Here is a 21,705-nt window from a genome sequence, read left to right on the forward strand (position 1 = left end):
CAACCGAACAAGCGCGCCTTAAATTGGCCAAGGCCTATCCAAAGCCAACGGCCAAAGAGTCATAATCCCTGTGCAGAGGTACTAGAGCCACGCCGTCCTTCGACAACGCAGGACAGGACTAATCGCCAAATTGTCGACCTCCGCCACAATTTCGGGCAAGCTCTCACGCGACAGCGCCGCATGGGGAGATGCGGCGCTCGACGAGGTCGAGGATTGCCCTGAGGTTGCGACCATCCTTGCTCTTGGCGACCCCTTGCCGGCCGGCGACATCGATTTCAGCGCCGCCTTTGCCGCCGCCTCGCCCGACTGCCAGCCGGTGATGCGCAAGGGCGACGATTTGTTCATGATGATGTCGACCTCGGGCACGACAGGTTTTCCCAAGGGCGTGCCGGTGCCGCTCAGCGCGCTGATGGCTTTTGGCGCCTACATGCGCGATGCCATCGGGCTGAGGCCCGACGACGTGTTCTGGAACATCGCCGATCCCGGCTGGGCCTATGGCCTCTACTACGCCATATCAGGCCCCTTGCTGCTCGGCATCGCCACGACCTTCAACGAAGGCGCCTTCACCGCCAGGAGCACCTACGACATCATCGAGCGCCTCGGCGTCACCAGCCTCGCCGGTTCGCCCACCGCCTTCCGCCTGCTGCTGGCCGAAGGATCCGAGGCAGCCGCCCGCGTCACGGGCCGGCTGCGCGTGGTGAGCAGCGCCGGCGAGCCCCTCAACCCGGAAGTGATCCGCTGGTTCGACGCCCATCTCGCCGCCCCCATCCATGATCATTACGGCCAGACCGAGAACGGCATGATGGTCAACAACCATCACGGCCTGGCGCACCCGGTGCGCCACGGCTCAGCCGGCTTTGCCATGCCGGGCTACCGCATCGTCGTGCTGGACGAGGCCGGCCAAGAGCTTGGCCCCAACCAGCCCGGCATTCTCGCCGTCGACATCGCCAACTCGCCGCTGCGCTGGTTCGGCGGCTATCACCAGGCGGAAATGCCTGCCATGGCGGGCGGCTATTACCGCACCGGCGACACGGTCGAGTTCGAGCCGGACGGCTCGATCTCCTTCATCGGCCGCGCCGACGACGTCATCACCTCGGCCGGCTACCGCATCGGCCCCTTCGACGTCGAAAGCGCGCTGATCGAGCATCCGGCGGTCAACGAGGCGGCGGTCGTCGGCGTGCCCGATCCGCAGCGCACCGAGATCGTCAAGGCCTTCGTCATCCTGGCGCCTGCCTTACAAGGCAGCGAGGCGCTGGCCGAGGAACTGGCGCAGCATGTCCGCAAGCGGCTCTCGGCCCACGCCTATCCGCGCGAGGTCGAGTTCGTCAGCGAACTGCCGAAGACACCGAGCGGCAAGATTCAAAGGTTTCTGTTGCGGAAGGCGGAGGTGGAGAAACGGAAGGGGTGACGGGGCGAAGGATGCGGCTTCATTCCAGCTTGGGTTCCTCGCCCCGCAAAGCGGAGAGTTGGCTCGGCGAAGCCGAGACGGAGGACTTCAGTGGTGACGTGGGCAAACGCCTACTCCCTGGCGCGATAGGGGTCCGGCACGACAAACACTTCGTCGGCCCGGCCATAGCCGCCATCGGCGACCTCCTCCACCAGCACCATCGTGTAAGGGCGAACGCCCTCGCCGAAAAAGTCGACGAACATGGCGGTCGTGCGATGGATGAGGTCTTCCTTCTGCGCCTTGGAAAGCGCGGCCTGCGGCATCTTGATGTTGGCGAATGGCATGGTGGCTTCCTTGCTGTGTGAGGTGGGTTTCAGGCTTTGGGATGGAGCACTTCGGCGAAGCTGCTGGAAGCGCCGGTGATCAAGATTGTCTATCCTCAGACCACGCCGCCATTGGCGCGGATGATTTGTCCGTTGACCCAGCCGCTGTCCGGTCCGGCCAGGAACGAGACCAGCCCGGCAATGTCGTCGGGCTGGCCGAGCCGGCCGAGCGGGATCATCTTGCCGATGGCCTCGATCTGGGCCTCGCTCTTGCCGTCCGTGAACAGCGCCGTCTCGATCGGTCCGGGCGCCACCGCGTTGACGGTGACGCGGCGCGCGCCAAGCTCCTTGGCCAGGATGTGGGTCATTGCCTCGACGCCTGCCTTGGTGGCGGCGTAGACGCCGTAGCCCGGCTGGTAGAGACCGACGACGCTGCTGGAAAAATTGACGATGCGGCCGCCGTCGCGAAGCCGGCGCGCGCCTTCCCGCATGCCACGGAACACGCCGCCGAGATTGATCGCGACCTGCGTGTCGAACGAGGCGTCGTCGGTCTGCGCGATCGGCGACGTCTTCATGACGCCGGCATTGTTGACGAGGATGTCGATGCCGCCGAACGCCTTCTCGCTGGCGTCGAACAGCGCCGCTATGCCGGCCGGATCGGCGATATCGGCCTGTACGGCGATCGCCTTGCCGCCGCCTGCTTCGATGGCGCGCACAAGCTCCTCGGCCTCCGCGCGCCCTCGTGCATAGTTGACGACGACGGCAACGCCGTCGCGGGCGAGCCGCTGCGCGATCGCGGCACCGATGCCCTTGGAGGCGCCGGTCACGATCGCCGTTCTGGTTTGATCATTTGTCATGGAAGTGTCTCCGCTTGATCACACGGATATAGGCCAAGCCACCTTCCGGATAATCAGCCGCCCGTTGACATCACTATTCGGAAACTGCGAACAAAGGCCATGGATCGGCTGGACACGATGCGGCTCTTCGTCCGCGTTCTAGAGCGGAGCAGCTTCACCGCTGCCGCGGCCGATCTCGGCCTGTCGCGTTCAACCGCGACGGAAGCGATCCGGCGGCTGGAAGAGCATCTCGGCGCCCGCCTCCTGGAACGAACGACCAGGCAGGTGAACGCCACGCAGGACGGCGAGGCCTACTATCGGCGCTGCCTGTCGATCCTGGCCGAGATCGAGGATGCCGAGGCCGCCTTCCGCAACGCCGAGCCCTTTGGCCTGCTGCGCATCGACGCCAGCACGTTGCTCACCCGCACGTTCCTGTTGCCGCGCCTGCCGGAATTCCTTGCCCGCTATGTCAGGATCGACCTGCAGATCGGCCAGAGCGACCGGCTGGTCGATCTCGTGCGCGAGGGGGTGGACTGCGTGATACGCGTTGGCGAGCCGCCCGACAGCGGCATGATCATGCGGCGCCTGGCTGTCATCCGCGAGATCACCTGCGCCAGCCCCGCCTATCTCGAGCGCCACGGCACACCCGCCTCCCCCGATGCGCTCGACGGTCACCAGGCGGTGGGCTTCGTCTCGTCGCGCACCGGCGAGACCCTTCCGTTCGAGTTCACCGTCGGCGGCAAGACCCGCGAGGTCCGGCTGCCGGGCCGCGTGGCGGCCAACAATTCCGACACCGCCGCCGATCTGGCCCGGCTTGGGCTCGGCCTCATCCAGGCGCCGCGCTATCGCTTCGAGAAGGACCTTGCCGATGGGAGGCTGATCGAGGTGCTGGCCGACTACCCGCCATCGCCCACGCCGCTGTCGGCGCTTTACCCGCAAAACAGGCAGCTCTCGCCACGCCTTCGCGTCTTCCTCGACTGGGCCTCGCACATCTTCGCCGAGGCGGATCTTTAGGGTAAAGATCAAAGGGTTGGCGTTGCCGAGCGTCTTCTCATTCCCTGAAGGCGCGGCTGATCTGGTCCTGCAGCGGCTTGACGAGGTAGGAGATCACGGTCCGGTCGGCGGTTTTGATGAAGGATTCCACCGGCATGCCCGGAACCAGCTTGACCTCGCCGAGGCGCGCCACCTCGGAGCTCGTGGTCGCGATGCGGACGGTGTAGTAGCTGATGCCGGTGCGCTGGTCCGTTGTCGTGTCCGGCGAGGTGCGCTCGACCGTGCCGTTGATTTGCGGCGTGGTGCGCTGGTTGAAGGCCGAGAAGCGCAGCGCCGCCGGCTGGCCGATCCAGAGTTGATCGATGTCGCTCGGCGCGATCTTGGCCTCGACAGTCAGGCTGTCGCTGTCAGGTACGATCTGCATGATCGTCTGGCCAGGCGTGATGACGCCGCCGATCGTATGGGCGATGGACTGCTGCACGACGCCGTCCTGCGGCGCGCGAATGTCGATACGCCTGAGCTGGTCCTCGGCGGCGATCTTGCGCTCCGTCAGTTCGCCGACCTTGCCGTCGATCTCGCGCAAATCCTTGTTGACGTCGGTGCTGAGCTCGAGGTCGATCTGGATGATCTGCAAATTGATCTCGGCGATCCTGCCTTGGGCCTGCGCCAGGGCGGCCGTCAATTGGCCGCGCTCGCCATCGAGCCGCGCCGACTCGCGCTCCATGGCGGTCAGGCGGTCGATGGAGATCAGCCGCTTTTTCCATAGCGCGCGAATGCTGGCCAGTTCCTCCTCGACAAGCGCGATTTCCTGCGTCTTGGCATCAGCCTGGGCGGTGTCGCCGCCGATCTCCTTCTGCAGCTGGAGGATGCGCTCCTGCAACTGGCTCTTCTGACCGGAACGAGCCGCCCGCCGCGTCCCGAAAACCTGTTCCTCGCCGGCAATGATCTCGGCGATCGCCGGATCGCCGCGTCGGTCGAGAAGGTCCTGCGGAAAGGCGATGGCGTCGGCGCCCTGGCGTTCGGCTTCAAGGCGGGCCTCGCGTGCCGACAACTGGTCGAGCGCCTTGGTGACGACGGCCAGATTGGCCGCCGGCATGGTCGGGTCGAGGCGCACAAGCAGCGCACCGCGCTTGACGCGATCACCGTCACGCGCCGCGATCTCGCCGACGATGCCGCCGGTCGAATGCTGCACATCCTTGACGTGGGAATCGACCACCAGCACTCCCGTCGCGATGACCGCTCCCGAGATCCGGGTCAGCGAAGCCCAGCCGCCGACGCCGCCGACCAGCAGCGCGACAGCAATGAGGCCGAAACGCATGTAGCGTCGAATGGATTGGTGGGAGGGGCTAAGCATCGTGGAGCCTCATTCACCAGCCGTGGCCACGCCAGGCCGCGTCGCCGGCTCTTCGGTGGCGAGCCTGAGGTGCGGCACGGCGGCCACCGTCGGTTGTGGCCGCGGAAACAGCTTGTTGAGGACGTCTTCCTTGAGGCCGAACGCCTGGACGCGGCCCTGGTTCATGGCAAGGACGAAGTCGACCGTGACGAGCGCGCTAGGCCGGTGCGCTACGAGCGCGACGATGCCGCCGCGCTGCCGCACAGAGACAATCGCCTGGAACAGCGCCTGCTCGCCTTCGGCGTCGAGGTTGGAATTGGGTTCATCGAGCACCACCAGGAAGGGATCGCGATAGAGCGCGCGGGCCAGCGCGATGCGCTGGCGTTGGCCCGCCGAAACCGCCTCGCCGAGTTCGCCGAGCTGCGTCTCGTAACCGTCTCGGAAACCGACGATGAGATCATGCGCGCCGGCCACTTTGGCGGCGGCTATGATCAAGGCGGGATCGGCGTCGGGCTCGAAACGCGCGATGTTCTCCGCGATCGAGCCGGCAAACAGCTCGACGTCCTGCGGCAGATAGCCGACAAAGCGGCCACGATCCTCCGGCGACCACTGGTCGAGGTCGGCGCCATCGAGCCGGATTCTGCCGGTGGCCGGCTGCCAGGCCCCGACAAGCGCCCTGACCAGCGTCGATTTGCCCGAACCGCTCGGGCCAATGATGCCGACGGCGTGTCCAGCTTCCAGCGCAAAGCTGGCGTCCTGCACCAGCAGCCGCTGCGTGCCCGGCGCCGCGACGCTGACGACCTGCAAGAAGACGTGGCGGCTCGGGGTCGGCATCGCCATCGGCTCGGCGTCGGCCGGCACGGTGGCGAGAATCCTGGTCAGCCGCTGCCAGCCTTGCCGCGCTGTCAGGAAACCTTTCCAGTTGGCGATGACCATATCGACGGGCGCCAGCGCGCGACCGCTGAGGATCGACGCGGTGATGATGATACCGGCCGTCGCCTGCTGCTCGATCACCAGCCAGGCGCCGACGCCGAGCATCGCCGATTGCAGCAGCATGCGCAGCACCTTGGACACGGCGCCGAAGCCGCCGGCGATATCGCTGACGCTACGCTGCTCGGCGAGATAGTCGCGATTGGCCTCCTCCCATCGCTTCGCCATCCGACCGCCCATGCCGAGTGCAGCGATGATTTCCGCGTTGCGGTTGCCGGCCGTGGTCAGGCCGTTGCGCACGATTCCGGCCTGGGTGCCCGAGGTGACCGGCTTGCGGGTCAGCCGCTCGGCATAGACCGTCAAAAGGACCAGCACGATCGCCCCGACCAGGGCTGTCAGCCCGAGAATTACGTGGAACATGAAGATGATGGCCAGATAGAGCGGCAGCCACGGCAGATCGAACAGCGCGGTCGGGCCGGTGCCAGACAGGAAGATGCGCACGCTGTCGAGATCGCGCACCGGCTGCATGCTGTCGCCGTTGCGCCCGACCTTGAGCGGCAGCTTGAGGACACTGGAATAGATGCGGGCGCCGAGCGCCTCGTCAAGGGCGCCGCCGATGCGCACCAGAATGCGGCCGCGGATGAAATCGAGCAAGCCCTGTCCGGCATAAAGGATGGCGACGAGCAGGCTGAGGCCGATGAGCGTCGGCACGCTGCGGCTCGGCAGCACGCGATCGTAGATCTCGAGCATGTAGATCGAGCTGGACAGCATCAGCACGTTGAGAACGCCGCTGAACAGCGCGATGGCGATGAATGCCGAGCGGCAGGATTTGATCGCCACCGCGAGTTCCGATCCTTGCTGCCGGGCGTTGGGCTGCCGGGCATTGGGCCTGGCAGCGTTTCGCGCTGTCGGCGCGATGCTGGGGGCGGCGTCCGGGCCGGTTTCGGCGGTATCGGGGCTGCGTCCACGAAACAACAGAACAGCGCCAAATCCCGCCACCGCCAGGCAGAGCAACCAGATGCCCGGCGATGCCGACAGCATTCCGCCGAGTCCAACAAAAAGGGTGCAGGCGATCAAGACCAGACCCAAGGACCTGATCCTCGCCTGCGCCGAGTTGAAGATAGTCAAGCCTCTTCCCATGCCAATTCACGCGGGCGGCGCTGCGGCAAGGCACCCGGCCGAAAGGCCGGACGCCGGCCTCAGGCGATGCCCGTCAGGCCTCCCACGTCATACAGCGTGAGCCAGAATTGATCGAGCGTGCTGGGATGCTCGTCGGTGATGTTGGTTCCGTCGAACCAGGCAACATGACCGTCCGGCCCGGATGTCACCAGTTGATCCTGGTTGAACCACATCAGAGCGTTCTTCAGGCCCTCGCCGTCTGCCTCCTTGCCACCGTTCCAGTCAGTGATGCCGGAGCTTGCGTCGGTGACATCGACATATTTGGTCCAGGCAATCGAGCTTGTCTTGACCGTGGGGCCCGCCAGCGCCGTGCCGGCGTTGTTCTGATCGACAATGCCGTCGCTGCCACCGATAGAGTCAACATTAACGCCGAGCCCCGCCCAGGCACCCTCGCCCTTCAGCCACATCACCGCCTCGCCGATCAGATCGTTGGGCTGCGCAACATGGTTGTCGATATTGAGCTGTGCGGCGATCGCCTGCTGCAGCATGATGACGCGTGCATCACCACCCGTCGAACTCGATTCGATGGCTTTGGCCAGCGAGATCGAAATCAGCAGGGTGTGTTCGCCGGAGTCGGCAACGCCGTTGCCATTGCTGTCGCCGAGCATCAGATAGCCGTCGGTGCGCGGATTGATGTCAAGGCTGGACAGGACGCCGCTGGCGACGGCGCTCTTGGTCGGATTGCCCTCATTGTTGGCAACATTATCCCAGGCGTCCGTATGGCTGCCCCAGAACCCTTGCGTCAGCGCCTTATTCGAGAAGCCCTCATAGTCGCTGATGTCGGTGGCGGTTGGGATGAGCGAATGTCCGGCCGTGTCGACATAGGCATTGGTGGTGGCAGTGGCAGTGTTGACGTAGCTGCCAGGCTGCGCGATGCCGGTCGTCTTGAAATGCCACGTCTCGTCCGTATCGAGCAGATTATTGTGGTTGATGTCGCCGGTATTGAAGCCGCCGCTGGTTATCTCCGTGGCAGTGAAGTCGTCGCCGGTGCCAAGCGTGCCGTTGTCGTCCTTGACGACGACGTTGGCGAGCGCGACGTTGCCATCGTTCTTGACATCGTAGGTCCAGGTCACGGCTTGGCCTTGGAAGATGTTGAGGCCGTGGTCGAGGCCGTTGGTCTTCTTGTCGAGCGTGATCTGCGGATTGGCGCCGAAGTAGCTGGAGCCGTCCGTGTCCTCGGGGGTGGCAATGTGGCCCGCGGAATCGGTGAATGAACCGGTCGCCGTGGCGATATTGCTGTAAGCCCCGATGCCCGCCACGCCGGTGCCGGTGAAGCTCCACGCCTCGTCGGTGTCGAGCTTGTTGTCGTGGTCGGTGTCGCCGACATTGAAGCCGCCGCTGAGATCCGCCGTGACGACCACGCCCTGATCGTCGGTCACGTTGATACCCGAAAGCGCGACGTTGCCGCCATTGGTGACCGTGTATTTCCAGGAGATCGCCTCGCCGGTCAAAATGGTCAGGTCATCGCCTGAAGTCGCGCCGTCGACCGTCACCTTGTCGATGCTGATCAGCGCATTGGCGCCGAAATAGCTGGAGCCGTCCGTGTCATCGGGGGTGGCAGTGTGGTCGGCGTCATCGGTGAACGAGCCTGAGGCCGTGCCGATATTGCTGTAATTGCCGATGCCCGCCACGCCGGTGCCGGTGAAGCTCCAGGCCTCGTCGGTGTCGAGCTTGTTGTCGTGGTCGGTGTCGCCGACATTGAAGCCGCCGCTGAGATCCGCCGTGACGACCACGCCCTGATCGTCGGTCACGTTGATACCCGAAAGCGCGACGTTGCCGCCATTGGTGACCGTGTATTTCCAGGAGATCGCCTCGCCAGCCAAAATGGTCAGGTCATCGCCCGAAGTCGCGCCGTCGACCGTCACCTTGTCGATGCTGATCAGCGGATTGGCGCCGAAATAGCTGGAGCCGTCGTCGGCGGTAACGGTGACAGCTCCGGTCGAACCGGAAACATGGCCGATATTGGCGTAGTTGTCGACTATGGCCGTGCCGTTGCCTGTGAAGGTCCAGGTCTCGGTGGTGTCGAGCTTGCCGTCATTGTTGGTGTCGCCGATGTTATGCTGGTTGTCGGCGCCCAGTACCGCTGTGACAACCACGCCCTGATTGTCGGTGACCAAGACGTCCGACAAAGCAACGTTGCCGGTGTTGCTCACCGTGTATTGCCAGCTGATCGCATCGCCGGCGAGCACCGTCAGGCCGTCGCCCGCCGCCGTCCCGTCGATCGTGATCTTGTCAATGCCGATCCCGGGGGTAACAGTGCCGGAGCCAGGGGTCGTGGTGGTCCGCCACTCCTCGAACCCGCCATTCGACCCCGAGAAGCTCGAATAGAGCGTCACATAGGCGCCATCGTCGACGCCCGCGAAGGCGCTGACCGGGATGAGCACCCGGTAATCGTCTGTTCCCGATCCATGATTGGCATCGATCAGCGGCTGCACGCCGTCGAGAGTGAAGATGGGATCGAAACCGTCAAAATTGTTATCGTAGCTGGTGATGGTTGCAGGGGAGCCAGAAATATAGATTTGCAGATCTGTCAGCGTGATCTGGCCGTTCGTCGCGTTGTTGCTTTCGTTGAGGTCCAGCCGGAATTCGATATAGTAGGCTCCGTCGTCGACGCCGTTGTCGGTCAAGTCGACATAGATCGGAACCAGATCGCCATATTGCAGGCTGTGCGTGAAGGAGGCCTTGTTGTCGAGAACATTGCCGTTCTCGTCGGTATTGAAGCCCTCTTCGACAGTTGTCGCCTGCAGCCGCAGGAAGGAGTCGTAGTTGCCGGTACCCGATCCTATGGTTGTTGCCTCAAGAAGGACACCATCATCACTCAGTTCTATTGCCATTATCGTTTCCTCCATTTTGTAGTGCGGTCAGCGATCAAGCCGCCACCGCCGGCCCCAGCCTGATTGCGACGCCGGCGCAGGGCGTTCGGCTGTCCGCAAAGCGCGGCCAATCCGGCGAGCAATCGTTTCGTGACAAAAGCTTTGAACAGGAAAAGGGCCGGCGGAGAGACTGCCTCCCGGTCGCCAGACACAGTTATTCCAGGACGGAACGGGCCCGTCGTCAGACTGACTGCTACACCCACACCCAAAGCCCCCAACCCCTACACGATCCCCAACGATCGCCCAGACGTTAATGTTTCCCAAACCATATTTCGCAGGTTGCAATGCACCCGTCCATATATCCCGGGTTATAGACAGCAAGGCAGCGTTAATTTCGAAAAAGTGCTTCTTCCCTGCAAGAATAATATTGCGAGCCCGGCTCAATTATTTTCAGCGATTAAGTTTCACGAGCTGAATTGTAAACTTCTCCTGACGATGGCGGAAGTTTTTTCAAGATGAAGACCAGCATCAGCGCTCCGCAGCGACGCCTTCTTTCGATCCGACGTCGCGCGTCTTGCTATAGGGGCTGCTTCCAGATTAACTAAGCATTTGCTAATGTTTTGCGTGGCCGCGCTGCTTCTGTCAGGATGGCTCACGCTTCGGGGATGCGGGCTGGGTTGCGATTTTCGCTTCCGGCAAGAACGCGCGTCGTGGACACACGCAGAGGGAGAAGACGTCATGATCGGGCACAAACGCTGGTCGCCGCCCATCGATAACATTTTTTCGGCATGGAGCCGTGGCACCGAAGGCCGGCTGCTGGCGAGATGAATATGGTCACTACGGTTTTCGTCGCCGACGACCATCCGCTGCTGCTGCACGGCCTGACTGACCTGATTGCCCGCGATCCCGGTTTCCGGGTCGTCGGTTCGGCGCAGGACGGCACCGCCGCCATGGCCATGATCCGGCGCGACGTGCCGGATGTCGCCGTGCTCGACATCAGCATGCCGGGACTGAGCGGTCTCGACATCGCCGCTGAAATCGGCAGGCAGGGCCTTGCCACGCTTTGCGTGCTTTTGACGGTCGGTGCCTCGCAAGCGCAGCTCTACGACGCGGTTGCGGTTGGCGTTGCCGGAATCGTGTTCAAGGAGACCGCCGTCGAGGCGCTGCTCAGATGCCTCCACGAGGTTGCCGGGGGCGGCCGCTGGCTGCCCGCCGAGATTGTCGGCAAGGCCCTGCACAACGAAGCATCCCGTCGGGTCAAATGGCAGAAACTGTCGTCGCGGCTGACCAGGCGAGAGATGGAGATCACCCGACTGGTAGCCACGGAGACGCCGTACGAACGCATAGCGTTCGATATCAGCATCTCCAAAGGCACACTGAAAATCCATATGAACAACATCTATCGCAAATTGGAGGTCGCCTCGCGTGTGCAGCTTTTGCAGCTCGCCGCCGACCAGATCGGACTGAGTGTTGCCGGCGGCTTTCGCGATCAATCCAATTTGGAAAGTCCGGTCAGCGACATGTAATCGCGCACCACCATGAGCACTGGTTCAGCCCGCGAGCTGAAATGCCAGCATAGGCCGATGCTGAAACTTCCCGTCAGCCTGGAAGGGCAAATTTAAGCGTTTGCTACTAGGATCGAGTGGGGGCTGCTGTTCAGGAAGGTGTTCGGGTCGAATTGGCCACAACGGAATTCAGTCTCGGCCGCGTAAGACGGGCCATTTTTTCTTCCGCCAATTTGCCGGCGGCGATCGCTTTTGTCGTGCTCCTGGTCTGCGCCCTCGTTGCCGACCAGCAGAACAAAAGGGTCTCCGATCAACTGGCACGTGCCGATGTACTGGCCAAGGTCAGCATCATCCGCGCCAAGCTCGAAGGCAACATAAACGGCAATCTTCAGCTTGTTCAGGGACTCGTCTCGACCATCGTTACGGAGCCCTATATGGGCCAGCAGAGATTTGCCTCGCTTGCGCGCAACCTGTTCGGGCAGAAATCACAGTTGCACAACATCGCCGGCGCGCCCGACCTCGTCATCTCACTGATGTATCCGATGGAAGGCAACGAGAAGGCGATCGGGCTCGATTACCGCAAGAACGAGGCGCAACGCATGGCGGCGCTACGGGCGCGCGACCAGCGCGCGCTGGTGCTCGCCGGCCCGGTCAACCTGGCGCAGGGCGGGCGCGGCTTCATCGGCCGCATCCCGGTCTTTGTGCCGACCGCGAGCGGCGGCACCCGCTTCTGGGGCATCGTCTCGGCTGTGGTCGATGTCGACCGGCTCTATGCGGCGAGCGGGCTGACCAACCCCGATCTCGACATCGATGTCGCGCTCATCGGCAAGGATGCGCTGGGCGCCGGCGGTGAACGTTTCTTCGGCGGCGACAATGTCGTCGCCGGCAACCCCGTGTCCGCCGATGTGCAACTGCCTTCAGGCTCGTGGCGAATTTCGGCCATCCCCAAGGGTGGCTGGCCAGCGGCTCCGAAGAACCAGTGGACGTTGCGGTCGCTGATGTTGCTCGCCGGCGCGCTGGTGGTGCTGCCGATCCTCATTGCCGGGCGGCTGTTCGGCGAAAGGCAGAAAAACGACGCCGAGCTGAGGCGCCTGTCCGGTCGTCTGGAACTGGCGCTGGATGCCTCGGGCATCGGCGTATGGGAACACGACCTCGCCACCAACGAACTGGTGTGGGACGATCGTGTCAACGAAATCTACGGCAAGTCCGCCGACGGCAAGCCGCGCAGCTATGCCGACTGGGCGCAGGCTATCCATCCCGAAGATATCGAGCGTGCAAAACAAGATTTCGATTCGGCCGCGGCGAAAAAAGGCCCCTATTCCTCACAATACCGGCTCTTGCGCCCCGATGGCGCCATACGCCATGTGCGCACGCGCGCAAGCTTCGTTCAGGGCACTGGCGGCACGCCCAAGTTGATTGGCGCCGAATGGGAGGTGACCAGCGACGTGCTGCTCAACGAGAACCTCATTCGTGAGCGCCAGTTGTCGGAATCCAAGAACGCCGAGCTGAAGCTGGCCAAGGCACGCATCGAGCATGTGGCGCTGCACGATTCGCTCACCGGCCTGCCCAACCGCCGCTATCTCGACGAGATGCTGGCCGAAACCGGCGAACCCGACCGCCGCACGGCGATGCTGCATCTGGACCTCGACCGCTTCAAGCAAATCAACGACACGCTCGGCCACGCAGCCGGCGATGCCATGCTGGTGCAGGCTTCGAAGGTCATCAAGGCCAATGCCGGCTCCGCCGATTTCGTTGCACGCATCGGCGGCGACGAGTTCGTCGTGGTGACCCATGGGCGTGACGACGACGAGCTCTCGGCACTCGCCGACCGCATCATCGAGGAGATGCGCCAGCCTGTCGATTATCGGGGCCATCCGTGCCGGTTCGGGGTCAGCATCGGCATTGCCGCCAACAGCGGGGTCGACGTGAAGCAGTTGCTCGTCAACGCCGATCTCGCACTTTACCGGGCCAAAGGCCGTGGGCGCAACCGCTACGAGTTCTTCAACGAGGAGCTGCAGAGCGAGATCGTGCGGACCAAGCAGACCGCCGATGAGATCCTGAGCGGACTGGAGCGGAACGAATTCATCGCCTACTACCAGCCGCAGTTCGACGCCAAGTCGCTCGAGATCGTCGGCGTCGAGGCGTTGTCGCGCTGGAAACATCCGCGACGCGGCATCCTGGCCCCCGACGCCTACCTGAAGGTGGCCGAAGAGCTCAATGTCGTGACGCTGATCGACCGCATCGTCCTCAAGCACGCGCTGGACAATTTCGAGCGTTGGTCGCGCGCCCACCTCAATATCCCACGCGTGTCGGTCAACGTCTCGGCCCGGCGCCTGGAGGACAAGGACCTGATCGAGGGCCTGCGCAAGCTCGCCATCAAGCCGGGAACCATATCGTTCGAGCTGGTGGAATCCATCTTCCTCGACGAGAATGATGATCTGGTCACCTGGAACATCGAACACATCAAGGATCTCGGCATCGATATCGAGATCGACGATTTCGGCACCGGCCATGCCTCGATCGTCTCGCTGCTCAAGCTGCAGCCGCGCCGCCTCAAGATCGACCGCCAGCTGATCACGCCCATCACCGGCTCGATGGCGCAGCGGCACCTGGTGGAGTCGATCATCGAGATCGGCAAATCGCTCGGCATCGAAGTGGTTGCCGAAGGCGTCGAGACGATGGAGCACGCGCGCATCCTGAAAGAGCTCGGCTGTGATATCCTGCAGGGCTACTTTTTTGGCCGCCCGATGGAGGCCAAGGCCTTCAAGACCTTCGCCCAGTCTCGCAAGTGGCTGGCCGCGGGGTGATGGCCACTACCCGATGGCGTGGGTCAGCGATGGCGCACTCTCGACAACGCTGTCCAAGCCGCTTCGCGATCGAACCTGAATAGCGGGTGAATCTGCCGATTGAACGCACCGGCCTTCGCCTCCGCGACTAAGGGAACTATCCGAGCATGATTTCGGTTGTTTTCTGTGCGAACTGTCGTTCCACGGAGGCCCTTGGTGAGCGAAGATGAGACATGGACTCTGCAGGCAAGCAACACGGTTCCTTTCGAAAGTTGATGACTGGCATCGTAGCGGCGATTTTCACCGCCCCTGATCGGACATCCGAGCGAGGCGTGAGTACAAGCCCGTCGTCATTGGTTGCCGAGTGGCCGCTACCGCCATCGGCGACGCTTGGCTCGTCCCTACGATTGAAGGGGATCGAACGCGAAATTCGAGCCCGTCTGCCCTGGGCGGTGAGGACGTTTGTCAAGGCTGAGACGGGCCGCATTGTATTGCGTATGGCGCAAACCGACGCGGATGCGTTCCAGGCCGCGGGGGCAGCCATCTCCAGGACGCTGGAGGGGATCGAAGCACTGCCCGTGCTTCCGCGAGAGGCTGAAGACATTCTCACAATCTCCTCCCGCGAACGTCACAAGTGGCTTAGGGATGGCCGCCTGAAAAGCGTCGGCACGCGCACCGTGAAGATGCGCGGGCGATCCAGGGCCGTAACCTTCCATGTCTTCGATCCACGACACATCGAGGACATTCTCGATCGTGACCTGGCGACAGCCTGGAGGGAGGAAGATGCGCGGGAAGCCTCCGAAAACAGACGGCGCGGGGCAGGTAAGGCCGCCCTGACGCGAGCAGGAAAGCGGAAGGGCAAGGCCCGCGGCACCGGAAATTCGGGAAAGGATGATGCTTCACGGCCAAAGCTGGAAGGCTGGGACACGTTCGAGGCGGAAGGGCTGCTGCGCTAGAATCTCAAGGACGCACTCAGCGTCTGATGGGACTCGAACCGATCGGATTTGCTGGCCGACTATCCAACCGCTCCGCCCATGTCGCCCGTGGCGAAGCGCGGCCGGCCTTCAAGCGTGCCTTCGAGGCTCAACTGGCGGTCTTCGCTGCCGCATCGACCGGCTGACGAAGGAGCCAGGCGAATGAGCGCACTTGATCCATGGCTGAAGTTTCCCCAAGTTCCTCTTCAAGCCGGTTCCTGCCACTCAGGCCGCACGCCAGTTCGGTCTATTTGCGCCCTCTGGCCCAATCGCCGCGGATCAGGAACCGGATAGCCATTATGAGGAGACTGTTTATAACGGTCGCCGAGATTGCGATAATCAAGGGGAGACGATGCGCTACATACGTCCGCTTTCAATCGAAGATGCCGTTGGCCAATTGGCCGGTTCGGCTGGCACGGCCGCCATCCTCGCGGGAGGCAGCGACCTCCTGGTCAGGATGAAGGGCGGTTTTGTTGAACCCGACCTGATCGTCGACATCAAGGCGATCGAGTCCTTAAGCGAGATCCGCGAAACGGCTGAAGGCTTCAGCATAGGTGCTGCGGTCCCCTGCGCCGTCCTGGGAGAGAGCGCGGCCCTGAAGAAGGCATGGCCCGGCGTCGTCGAAGCGGCCAAGCTGATCGGCTCGAAGCAGGTACAGGGACGCTGCACGATCACCGGCAATCTCTGCAACGCCTCGCCGGCTGCCGACAGCGTGCCGGCGCTGGTTGCGGCAGGCGCCAGGGCATCGGTCGTCGGGCCGGCGGGCAGGCGCACGATTCCCGTGCAGAGCGTGCCGACCGGGCCGGGCAAGACCTCCTTGGCCAAAGGCGAGATCATCGAAGCGATCCTGCTCGACAAACGCGCGCCGCGTTCGGGCGATGCCTATCTGCGTTTCATTCCACGCACGGAGATGGATATCGCGGTGGTCAGTGCCGGCGTGAATTTGACGATTGACGAGCACGGTGTCGTCAAATCGGCCCGCGTTGCGCTGGGCGCCGTGGCGGCGACGGTGCTTCTGGTCGAAGAGGCCGCGGAAGTCCTCATCGGCTCCAAGCTGGACGAAGCGACGCTGGAGCGGCTCGCCAAGGTCTGCTCGGGGGCCTGCCGTCCGATCGACGACAAGCGCGGCACCATCGAATTCAGACGGAAGGTTGCGGGCGTGCTGGCCAAGCGGGCCGCCACGACCGCCTACGCACGTGCAGGAGGCAAATGATGGCTGGAGTTGCGGTTTCAACGACAATCAACGGCGACAGCGTCGAGTACCTTTGCCAACCCGACGAGACGCTGCTCGACGTCCTGCGCGATCGCCTGGGGCTGACGGGCGCCAAGGAAGGCTGCGGGACCGGCGACTGCGGCGCCTGCAGCATCATCCTCGACGATCGGCTGGTGTGTTCATGCCTGGTGCTCGGCGCGGAGGCTGAAGGACGGCGGGTCGAGACCATCGAGGGGATGGCGCATGGCGACAAACTGCATCCGCTGCAGCAGAAGTTCCTCGAGCACGCGGCGCTGCAATGCGGCATCTGCACGCCGGGCTTCCTGATTGCGGCGAAGGACCTTCTGGCCAAGAACCCCGACCCGACCGAGGAGGAAATCCGCTTCGGCCTCGCCGGCAACCTGTGCCGCTGCACCGGCTACGACAAGATCGTGCGCGCCGTCCAGGACGCCGCCAGCGTGATGAAGGGAGCGTGACCATGAATTTCGATCCGCGTTATTCCGCTCGCAACTTCGCGTCGGTCGGCACACGTCCGATCCGTCCCGACGGCGTCGACAAGGTGACGGGTCGCGCCCGCTACGGCGCCGACTTCAACATGGCCGGCCAGCTGGTCGGGCGCGTCCTCAGGAGCCCGCACGCGCACGCAACGATCAGGAAGATCGACACGTCGAAGGCGGAGAAACTTCCCGGCGTGAAGGCCGTGATCACCGCGGCCGACCTGCCCGACCTGACCGATGGCGATGCCGCCATGTACGACATCCTCGACAACTGCATGGCGCGCAAAAAGGCGCTCTATGACGGCCATGCGGTGGCCGCTGTGGCGGCGGTCGACGCCCGCACGGCCAGGCAAGCGCTGAAGCTGATCGAGGTCGACTACGAGATTCTGCCGCATGTCACCGATGTCGACGAGGCGATGCAGCACTCCGCACCCCTCATCAACGACGCCATCTTCACCGAGGGCCTCGAGGAGAAGCCGGTAAAGCCGTCCAACGTCACCAAGCGCAGCCAGTTTGGCCATGGCGATGTCCATGAGGGTTTCGGCCATGCCGATTTCATCGTCGAGCGCTCGTTCAAGACCGGTCAGACGCACCAGGGCTATATCGAGCCGCATGCCTGCGTGGCGAGCGTCAGTTCCGACGGCACCGCCGACCTTTGGGTCTGCACGCAGGGCCATTTCGTCTACCGCCAGCATTGCGCCCAGCTGCTTGGCATGGAAGCTTCCAAGCTGCGCGTCACCTCCTCGGAGATCGGCGGCGGCTTCGGCGGCAAGACCCATGTCTGGGCCGAGCCGGTGGCGCTGGCGCTGTCGCGAAAGGCCGGCCGCCCGGTCAAGCTGGTGATGACCCGCGACGAGGTGTTCCGCGCCTCGGGTCCGACCAGCGCCACCTCGATCGACGTCAGGATCGGCGCCCGCAAGGACGGCACGATCACCGCCGCCGAGGCGACACTGCGCTATTCCTGCGGCCCCTATTCCGGCATGTGGGCCGAGATCGGTGCCATGACCGCGTTCGCCTGCTACAAACTCGAGAACGTCAAGACGGTCGGCTACGAAGTGCTGGTGAATCGGCCGAAGACCGCTGCCTATCGCGCGCCGTCGGCGCCGATGGCGGCGTTCGCGGTGGAAAGCGCGATCGACGAGCTGGCCAAGGAGGTCGGCATGGACCCAGTCGAGTTCCGGATCAGGAACGCCGCACAGGAAGGCACGAGATCCTCCTATGGCCCGGTCTACGGCCCGATCGGCATCGGCCCGACGCTCGAGGCGGTGAAGAGCCATCCGCACATGAAGGCGCCGCTCGGCAAGAACCAGGGCCGTGGCATGGCTTGCGGCTTCTGGTTCAACTTCGGCGGCCAGACCTGCACGGACCTCAACATCGGCATGGACGGCTCCGTCTCGCTCGCCGTCGGAACGGTCGATGTGGGTGGTTCCCGCGCATCGCTGTCCCTGGTGGCGGCGGAGGAACTCGGCATCGCCTACGAGCGGGTCAAGGCGATTGTCGCCGACACCTCCAGCCTCGGCTACAACGACATGACGGACGGAAGCCGGGGCACCTTCTCGTCCTCCATGGCGACGATCTCGGCCGCCCGCAACGCGATCAAGATCCTGCGGGAACGCGCCGCGCAGATGTGGGACATTTCCGTCGACGACGTGGTCTGGGAAAAAGGCCACGCGATTGCCAAGGGCGAGAAGCACGGCAATCTTGGGCGGCTGTCGCTGAAGGAGATCGCGGTCGAGTCGGGCAAGACCGGCGGACCGATCGCCGGCCACAGCGAGCTCGTCGCCGACGGCGCGGGCGTCTCCTTCGCCACGCATATCTGCGATATCGAGGTCGATCCCGAGACCGGCGCCACCAGGGTGCTGCGCTACACGGTCGTGCAGGATGCCGGCAAGGCGGTGCACCCGACCTATGTCGAGGGACAGTACCAGGGCGGTGCCGCGCAAGGCATCGGCTGGGCTCTCAACGAGGAGTATATCTACGGCAAGGACGGGCGGCTCCAGAATCCCGGCTTCCTCGACTATCGCATCCCGGTCTGCTCGGACCTGCCGATGATCGACACGCAGATCCTCGAAATCCCCAACCCCAACCATCCTTACGGCGTACGCGGCGTCGGCGAGACATCGATCGTGCCGCCGCTAGCCGCGATCGCCAATGCGGTGTCGAATGCGGTCGGGGTGCGGATGACGCATATCCCGATGTCGCCGCCACGCATTCTGGCGGCGCTGGAGGAACGGGCGGGCTGATGGTCGAAGTGACGCTCTGGGGATCGCTAGGTGCTGTCGCCGGAGGCAAGAACAAGGTCGAGATCGAGGCCAAGGACATAAGGGAGCTGTTCAGGAAGCTGGCTGAACAGTATCCCGGCCTCGAGCCCTTGATCGACAAAGGCATCGCCGTCGCCATCGACGGAACGATCTATCGCGACACCTGGTCGAAGGAATTGCCAAAAGGCGCCGAAATCTTCCTGCTGCCGCGTCTTGCCGGGGGATAATCGGACAATCGCCTCGCGGTCATCGGCGACCAGGGCCTAGCCCGTCGGTCGTGGCTATGGATATTTTGTCTGAGCACTCGCGGGGTTTAGATCGCCCTGCAACTCCTTCGGCAGCGGGAGGCTTGAGCATTGCAGGTGCACCTCGCGGGCGAACAGCTTTCGTTGCTTCTGCTCATGCTCCTTGATGGCTGCAACGAGCCCCATTGAGTACGGGCCAAGCAAGACGCCAAAACCCCATCCCGGATGCTCTTTCTCGCGAGCCTCGTAGTCCGAAGCCGCCATGCGGGCTTGTTGGCATTCGGGCGACGCCCATTTCTGGTCTTGCTGCGAAAGCGAGGTCCCATAGTCGACCGGAGAGGTCGCGCATCCCGCCATGGTCGCGGCCAAAGCGACCGACATTGCAATTCTCATGCCGGAGCCTTTCCCACGCATTGTGGAGGGTACATGGAACTCTTCCTCACAAATAACCGCCGTCTCCTTAGCTTCGCAACCCAGGAGCCTCCTGCCCCGTCCTCTCGACATATTCCGTATAGCCGCCGCCATAAGTGTGGATGCCTTCAGGCGTCAGCTCCAGCACCCGGTTGGAGAGTGCCGCCAGAAAATGCCGGTCGTGCGAAACGAACAGCATGGTGCCTTCATATTGCGAGAGCGCCGTGATCAGCATCTCCTTGGTGGCGATGTCGAGATGGTTGGTCGGCTCGTCCAGCACCAAAAGGTTGGGCGGATCGAACAGCATCAGCGCCATCACCAGCCGCGCCTTTTCGCCGCCTGACAGAACGCGGCATTTCTTCTCGATCTCGTCGCCGGAAAAGCCGAAACAGCCGGCGAGCGCCCGAAGCGGCGCCTGGCCGGCCTGCGGGAACGCGTCCTCCAGCGTCTGGAACACCGTGCGCTCGCCTTCCAGCACTTCCATGGCGTGCTGGGCGAAATAGCCCATTTTCACACTAGGCCCTCGCGCCACCGTGCCGGTGTCTGGGTCGGAAGCGCCGGCGACCAGCTTCAAGAGCGTCGACTTGCCGGCGCCGTTGACGCCCATGATGCACCAGCGCTCGCGGCGGCGGACCTGGAAGTCAAGGCCCTCATAGATGGACCGGCTGCCGTAACCCTTGTGGACGTTCTTCAACGTGACGACGTCCTCGCCGCAGCGCGGCGCAGGCTGAAAATCAAAGGAAACGGTCTGGCGGCGCTTGGGCGGCTCGACGCGGTCGATCTTGTCCAGCTTCTTCACCCGGCTCTGCACCTGGGCGGCATGCGAGGCGCGCGCCTTGAAGCGCTCGATGAAGGCGATCTCCTTGGCCAGCATCGCCTGCTGGCGCTCGAACTGCGCCTGCTGCTGCTTGTCGGCGATCGCCCGCTGCTGCTGGTAGAATTCGTAATTGCCGGAATAGGCGGTCAGCGAGCCACCGTCGATCTCGACCACCTTGTTGACGATACGGTTCATGAACTCGCGGTCGTGCGACGTCATCAAGAGCGCGCCGTCATAGTTCTTCAAGAAGGATTCCAGCCAGATCAGGCTTTCCAGGTCGAGATGGTTCGACGGCTCGTCGAGCAGCATCGCGTCGGGCCGCATCAGAAGAATGCGGGCCAGTGCCACGCGCATCTTCCAGCCGCCGGAGAGTTTGCCGACATCGCCGTCCATCATCTCCTGGGAGAAGCCGAGACCATTGAGCACTTCCCGCGCGCGGCCATCCAGCGCATAGCCGTCGAGCTCCTCGAAGCGGTGCTGCGCCTCGCCATATTTCTCGATGATCTCGTCCATCTGTTCGGCCTGCTCGGGATCGGCCATGGCCGCCTCGAGCGCTGCCATTTCGGCAGCGACTTCGCTCACCGGTCCGGCGCCGTTCATCACTTCGGCCACCGCGCTATGACCATCCATGTCGCCGACGTCCTGGCTGAAATAGCCTATGGTGACGCCGCGATCGACCTGCACCTGGCCCTCGTCGGGCTGCTCCTGGCCGGTGATCATGCGAAACAGCGTCGTCTTGCCGGCACCGTTGGGTCCGACGAGGCCGACCTTCTCGCCCTTCTGCAGGGCCGCCGACGCCTCGATGAAGACAAGCTGACGGCCGTTCTGCTTGCTGATGCTTTCAAGTCTGATCATGCGGTTTCCGGGACAATGCGTGCGATGAAAGGATTTGCCCGGCGCCTTACGCGAATGACGGCATCGAGGGAAGAGGCGCAAGCGCCGCATACAGCGATCTCCCCCGTGTGAAGGAGATGGCCGGCAGGCCAGAGACCATCAACATTGTGAAGAAGCGCACGGCAGGAAGCACGGCAACAAGCACGCCAAGGCTGCTTGATCTCTCCAACATCATCCCGGGAAAAGGCCGCCACTCGCAAAAACGAGGGCGGCTTTTTTCTTGGCCGCAACTTCCGCGAAATCGCGCCGCGGACTTTCTGTCCAGAATAGCGTAAAATCAAATAGTTACAGCGGCTCGACGATTCAGA

At 63.5% G+C, this 21,705-nt stretch carries 15 protein-coding genes and 2 pseudogenes; 10 read left to right on the forward strand and 7 right to left on the reverse strand.

From position 1 onward, the window contains the following. Positions 1 to 196 precede the first annotated feature (196 nt). A pseudogene (locus NKH03_RS27170) lies at positions 197 to 1,408 on the forward strand (AMP-binding protein); the annotation flags it as partial. Between the two features lie 110 nt (positions 1,409 to 1,518). Here the strand turns inward: NKH03_RS27170 and NKH03_RS27175 are convergent. Together NKH03_RS27175 and NKH03_RS27180 are read right to left on the reverse strand one after the other, a co-directional pair. Then, positions 1,519 to 1,731 (reverse strand): tautomerase family protein, encoded by a 213-nt coding sequence (locus tag NKH03_RS27175; RefSeq protein WP_352971752.1) that lies wholly within the window; start codon positions 1,729 to 1,731, stop codon positions 1,519 to 1,521. Positions 1,732 to 1,826: 95 nt separating this feature from the next. Beyond that, entirely contained in the window at positions 1,827 to 2,567 is a 741-nt protein-coding gene (locus tag NKH03_RS27180; protein WP_352971755.1) for an SDR family oxidoreductase, read from the reverse strand. 99 nt (positions 2,568 to 2,666) lie between these two features. Between NKH03_RS27180 and NKH03_RS27185 the strand changes: the two genes are divergently transcribed. After that, positions 2,667 to 3,560 carry a LysR family transcriptional regulator gene (locus NKH03_RS27185; RefSeq protein WP_352971757.1) on the forward strand — a complete coding sequence of 298 codons (894 nt, stop codon included), beginning with the start codon at positions 2,667 to 2,669 and terminating at the stop codon, positions 3,558 to 3,560. 37 nt (positions 3,561 to 3,597) lie between these two features. Here NKH03_RS27185 and NKH03_RS27190 read toward each other — a convergent pair whose 3' ends face one another. The 3 genes from NKH03_RS27190 to NKH03_RS27200 form a co-directional block, all read right to left on the reverse strand. Continuing rightward, entirely contained in the window at positions 3,598 to 4,893 is a 1,296-nt protein-coding gene (locus tag NKH03_RS27190) for an HlyD family type I secretion periplasmic adaptor subunit (RefSeq protein WP_352971759.1), read from the reverse strand. A 9-nt stretch (positions 4,894 to 4,902) separates the two neighbouring features. Beyond that, on the reverse strand, positions 4,903 to 6,843 hold the full coding sequence (locus NKH03_RS27195) for a type I secretion system permease/ATPase (protein WP_352971761.1): 1,941 nt from the start codon (positions 6,841 to 6,843) through the stop codon (positions 4,903 to 4,905). A gap of 158 nt (positions 6,844 to 7,001) precedes the next feature. Then, complete coding sequence (locus NKH03_RS27200; RefSeq protein ID WP_352971764.1) at positions 7,002 to 9,815, reverse strand: beta strand repeat-containing protein; 2,814 nt, start codon at positions 9,813 to 9,815, stop codon at positions 7,002 to 7,004. Positions 9,816 to 10,624: 809 nt separating this feature from the next. Here NKH03_RS27200 and NKH03_RS27205 point away from each other — a divergent pair. The 8 genes and pseudogenes from NKH03_RS27205 to NKH03_RS27240 all read left to right on the forward strand — a co-directional run bounded on the left by NKH03_RS27205 (position 10,625) and on the right by NKH03_RS27240 (position 19,257). Continuing rightward, a complete protein-coding gene (locus tag NKH03_RS27205) occupies positions 10,625 to 11,320 on the forward strand; it encodes a response regulator (RefSeq protein WP_352971766.1) in 696 nt (231 codons plus the stop codon). A 152-nt stretch (positions 11,321 to 11,472) separates the two neighbouring features. Next, a complete protein-coding gene (locus tag NKH03_RS27210; protein WP_352971769.1) occupies positions 11,473 to 14,106 on the forward strand; it encodes a bifunctional diguanylate cyclase/phosphodiesterase in 2,634 nt (877 codons plus the stop codon). Positions 14,107 to 14,318: 212 nt separating this feature from the next. After that, a complete protein-coding gene (locus NKH03_RS27215; protein ID WP_352971771.1) occupies positions 14,319 to 15,041 on the forward strand; it encodes a hypothetical protein in 723 nt (240 codons plus the stop codon). A 65-nt stretch (positions 15,042 to 15,106) separates the two neighbouring features. Continuing rightward, a pseudogene (locus NKH03_RS27220) lies at positions 15,107 to 15,205 on the forward strand (glutathione S-transferase family protein); the annotation flags it as partial. Between the two features lie 206 nt (positions 15,206 to 15,411). Further along, positions 15,412 to 16,272 (forward strand): FAD binding domain-containing protein, encoded by an 861-nt coding sequence (locus NKH03_RS27225; protein ID WP_352872811.1) that lies wholly within the window; start codon positions 15,412 to 15,414, stop codon positions 16,270 to 16,272. Then, positions 16,272 to 16,748 carry a (2Fe-2S)-binding protein gene (locus NKH03_RS27230; RefSeq protein ID WP_352883556.1) on the forward strand — a complete coding sequence of 159 codons (477 nt, stop codon included), beginning with the start codon at positions 16,272 to 16,274 and terminating at the stop codon, positions 16,746 to 16,748. Before NKH03_RS27225 ends, NKH03_RS27230 begins: the two co-directional genes overlap by 1 nt. 2 nt (positions 16,749 to 16,750) lie before the next feature. After that, positions 16,751 to 19,012, forward strand: coding sequence for a xanthine dehydrogenase family protein molybdopterin-binding subunit (locus NKH03_RS27235; RefSeq protein ID WP_352971774.1), 2,262 nt, complete (start codon positions 16,751 to 16,753; stop codon positions 19,010 to 19,012). Continuing rightward, the gene (locus tag NKH03_RS27240; protein WP_352872815.1) at positions 19,012 to 19,257 is read left to right on the forward strand and encodes a MoaD/ThiS family protein; all 246 of its coding nucleotides are present in this window, start codon (positions 19,012 to 19,014) and stop codon (positions 19,255 to 19,257) included. The genes NKH03_RS27235 and NKH03_RS27240 overlap by 1 nt, the downstream gene beginning before the upstream one ends. 54 nt (positions 19,258 to 19,311) lie before the next feature. On the opposite strand, the gene NKH03_RS27245 is transcribed toward NKH03_RS27240, so the two are convergent. Next, positions 19,312 to 19,668 carry a hypothetical protein gene (locus tag NKH03_RS27245; protein WP_352872817.1) on the reverse strand — a complete coding sequence of 119 codons (357 nt, stop codon included), beginning with the start codon at positions 19,666 to 19,668 and terminating at the stop codon, positions 19,312 to 19,314. A gap of 67 nt (positions 19,669 to 19,735) precedes the next feature. Further along, positions 19,736 to 21,358 carry an ABC-F family ATP-binding cassette domain-containing protein gene (locus tag NKH03_RS27250; protein WP_352883551.1) on the reverse strand — a complete coding sequence of 541 codons (1,623 nt, stop codon included), beginning with the start codon at positions 21,356 to 21,358 and terminating at the stop codon, positions 19,736 to 19,738. Positions 21,359 to 21,705: the final 347 nt, after the last annotated feature.

This window comes from Mesorhizobium sp. M1406 (assembly GCF_040317555.1).
Classification (GTDB): domain Bacteria; phylum Pseudomonadota; class Alphaproteobacteria; order Rhizobiales; family Rhizobiaceae; genus Mesorhizobium.

Bases quoted from the DNA above. Each gene is read 5' to 3' on its own strand.
- NKH03_RS27190 (WP_352971759.1), bottom strand. From the start codon at position 4,893: ATGCTTAGCCCCTCCCACCAATCCATTCGACGCTACATGCGTTTCGGC.
- NKH03_RS27215 (WP_352971771.1), top strand. From the start codon at position 14,319: ATGGACTCTGCAGGCAAGCAACACGGTTCCTTTCGAAAGTTGATGACT.
- NKH03_RS27240 (WP_352872815.1), top strand. From the start codon at position 19,012: ATGGTCGAAGTGACGCTCTGGGGATCGCTAGGTGCTGTCGCCGGAGGC.
- NKH03_RS27195 (WP_352971761.1), bottom strand. From the start codon at position 6,843: ATGCTGTCGGCATCGCCGGGCATCTGGTTGCTCTGCCTGGCGGTGGCG.
- NKH03_RS27250 (WP_352883551.1), bottom strand. From the start codon at position 21,358: ATGATCAGACTTGAAAGCATCAGCAAGCAGAACGGCCGTCAGCTTGTC.
- NKH03_RS27205 (WP_352971766.1), top strand. From the start codon at position 10,625: ATGGTCACTACGGTTTTCGTCGCCGACGACCATCCGCTGCTGCTGCAC.
- NKH03_RS27225 (WP_352872811.1), top strand. From the start codon at position 15,412: ATGCGCTACATACGTCCGCTTTCAATCGAAGATGCCGTTGGCCAATTG.
- NKH03_RS27245 (WP_352872817.1), bottom strand. From the start codon at position 19,668: ATGAGAATTGCAATGTCGGTCGCTTTGGCCGCGACCATGGCGGGATGC.
- NKH03_RS27200 (WP_352971764.1), bottom strand. From the start codon at position 9,815: ATGGCAATAGAACTGAGTGATGATGGTGTCCTTCTTGAGGCAACAACC.
- NKH03_RS27230 (WP_352883556.1), top strand. From the start codon at position 16,272: ATGGCTGGAGTTGCGGTTTCAACGACAATCAACGGCGACAGCGTCGAG.
- NKH03_RS27175 (WP_352971752.1), bottom strand. From the start codon at position 1,731: ATGCCATTCGCCAACATCAAGATGCCGCAGGCCGCGCTTTCCAAGGCG.
- NKH03_RS27180 (WP_352971755.1), bottom strand. From the start codon at position 2,567: ATGACAAATGATCAAACCAGAACGGCGATCGTGACCGGCGCCTCCAAG.
- NKH03_RS27185 (WP_352971757.1), top strand. From the start codon at position 2,667: ATGGATCGGCTGGACACGATGCGGCTCTTCGTCCGCGTTCTAGAGCGG.
- NKH03_RS27235 (WP_352971774.1), top strand. From the start codon at position 16,751: ATGAATTTCGATCCGCGTTATTCCGCTCGCAACTTCGCGTCGGTCGGC.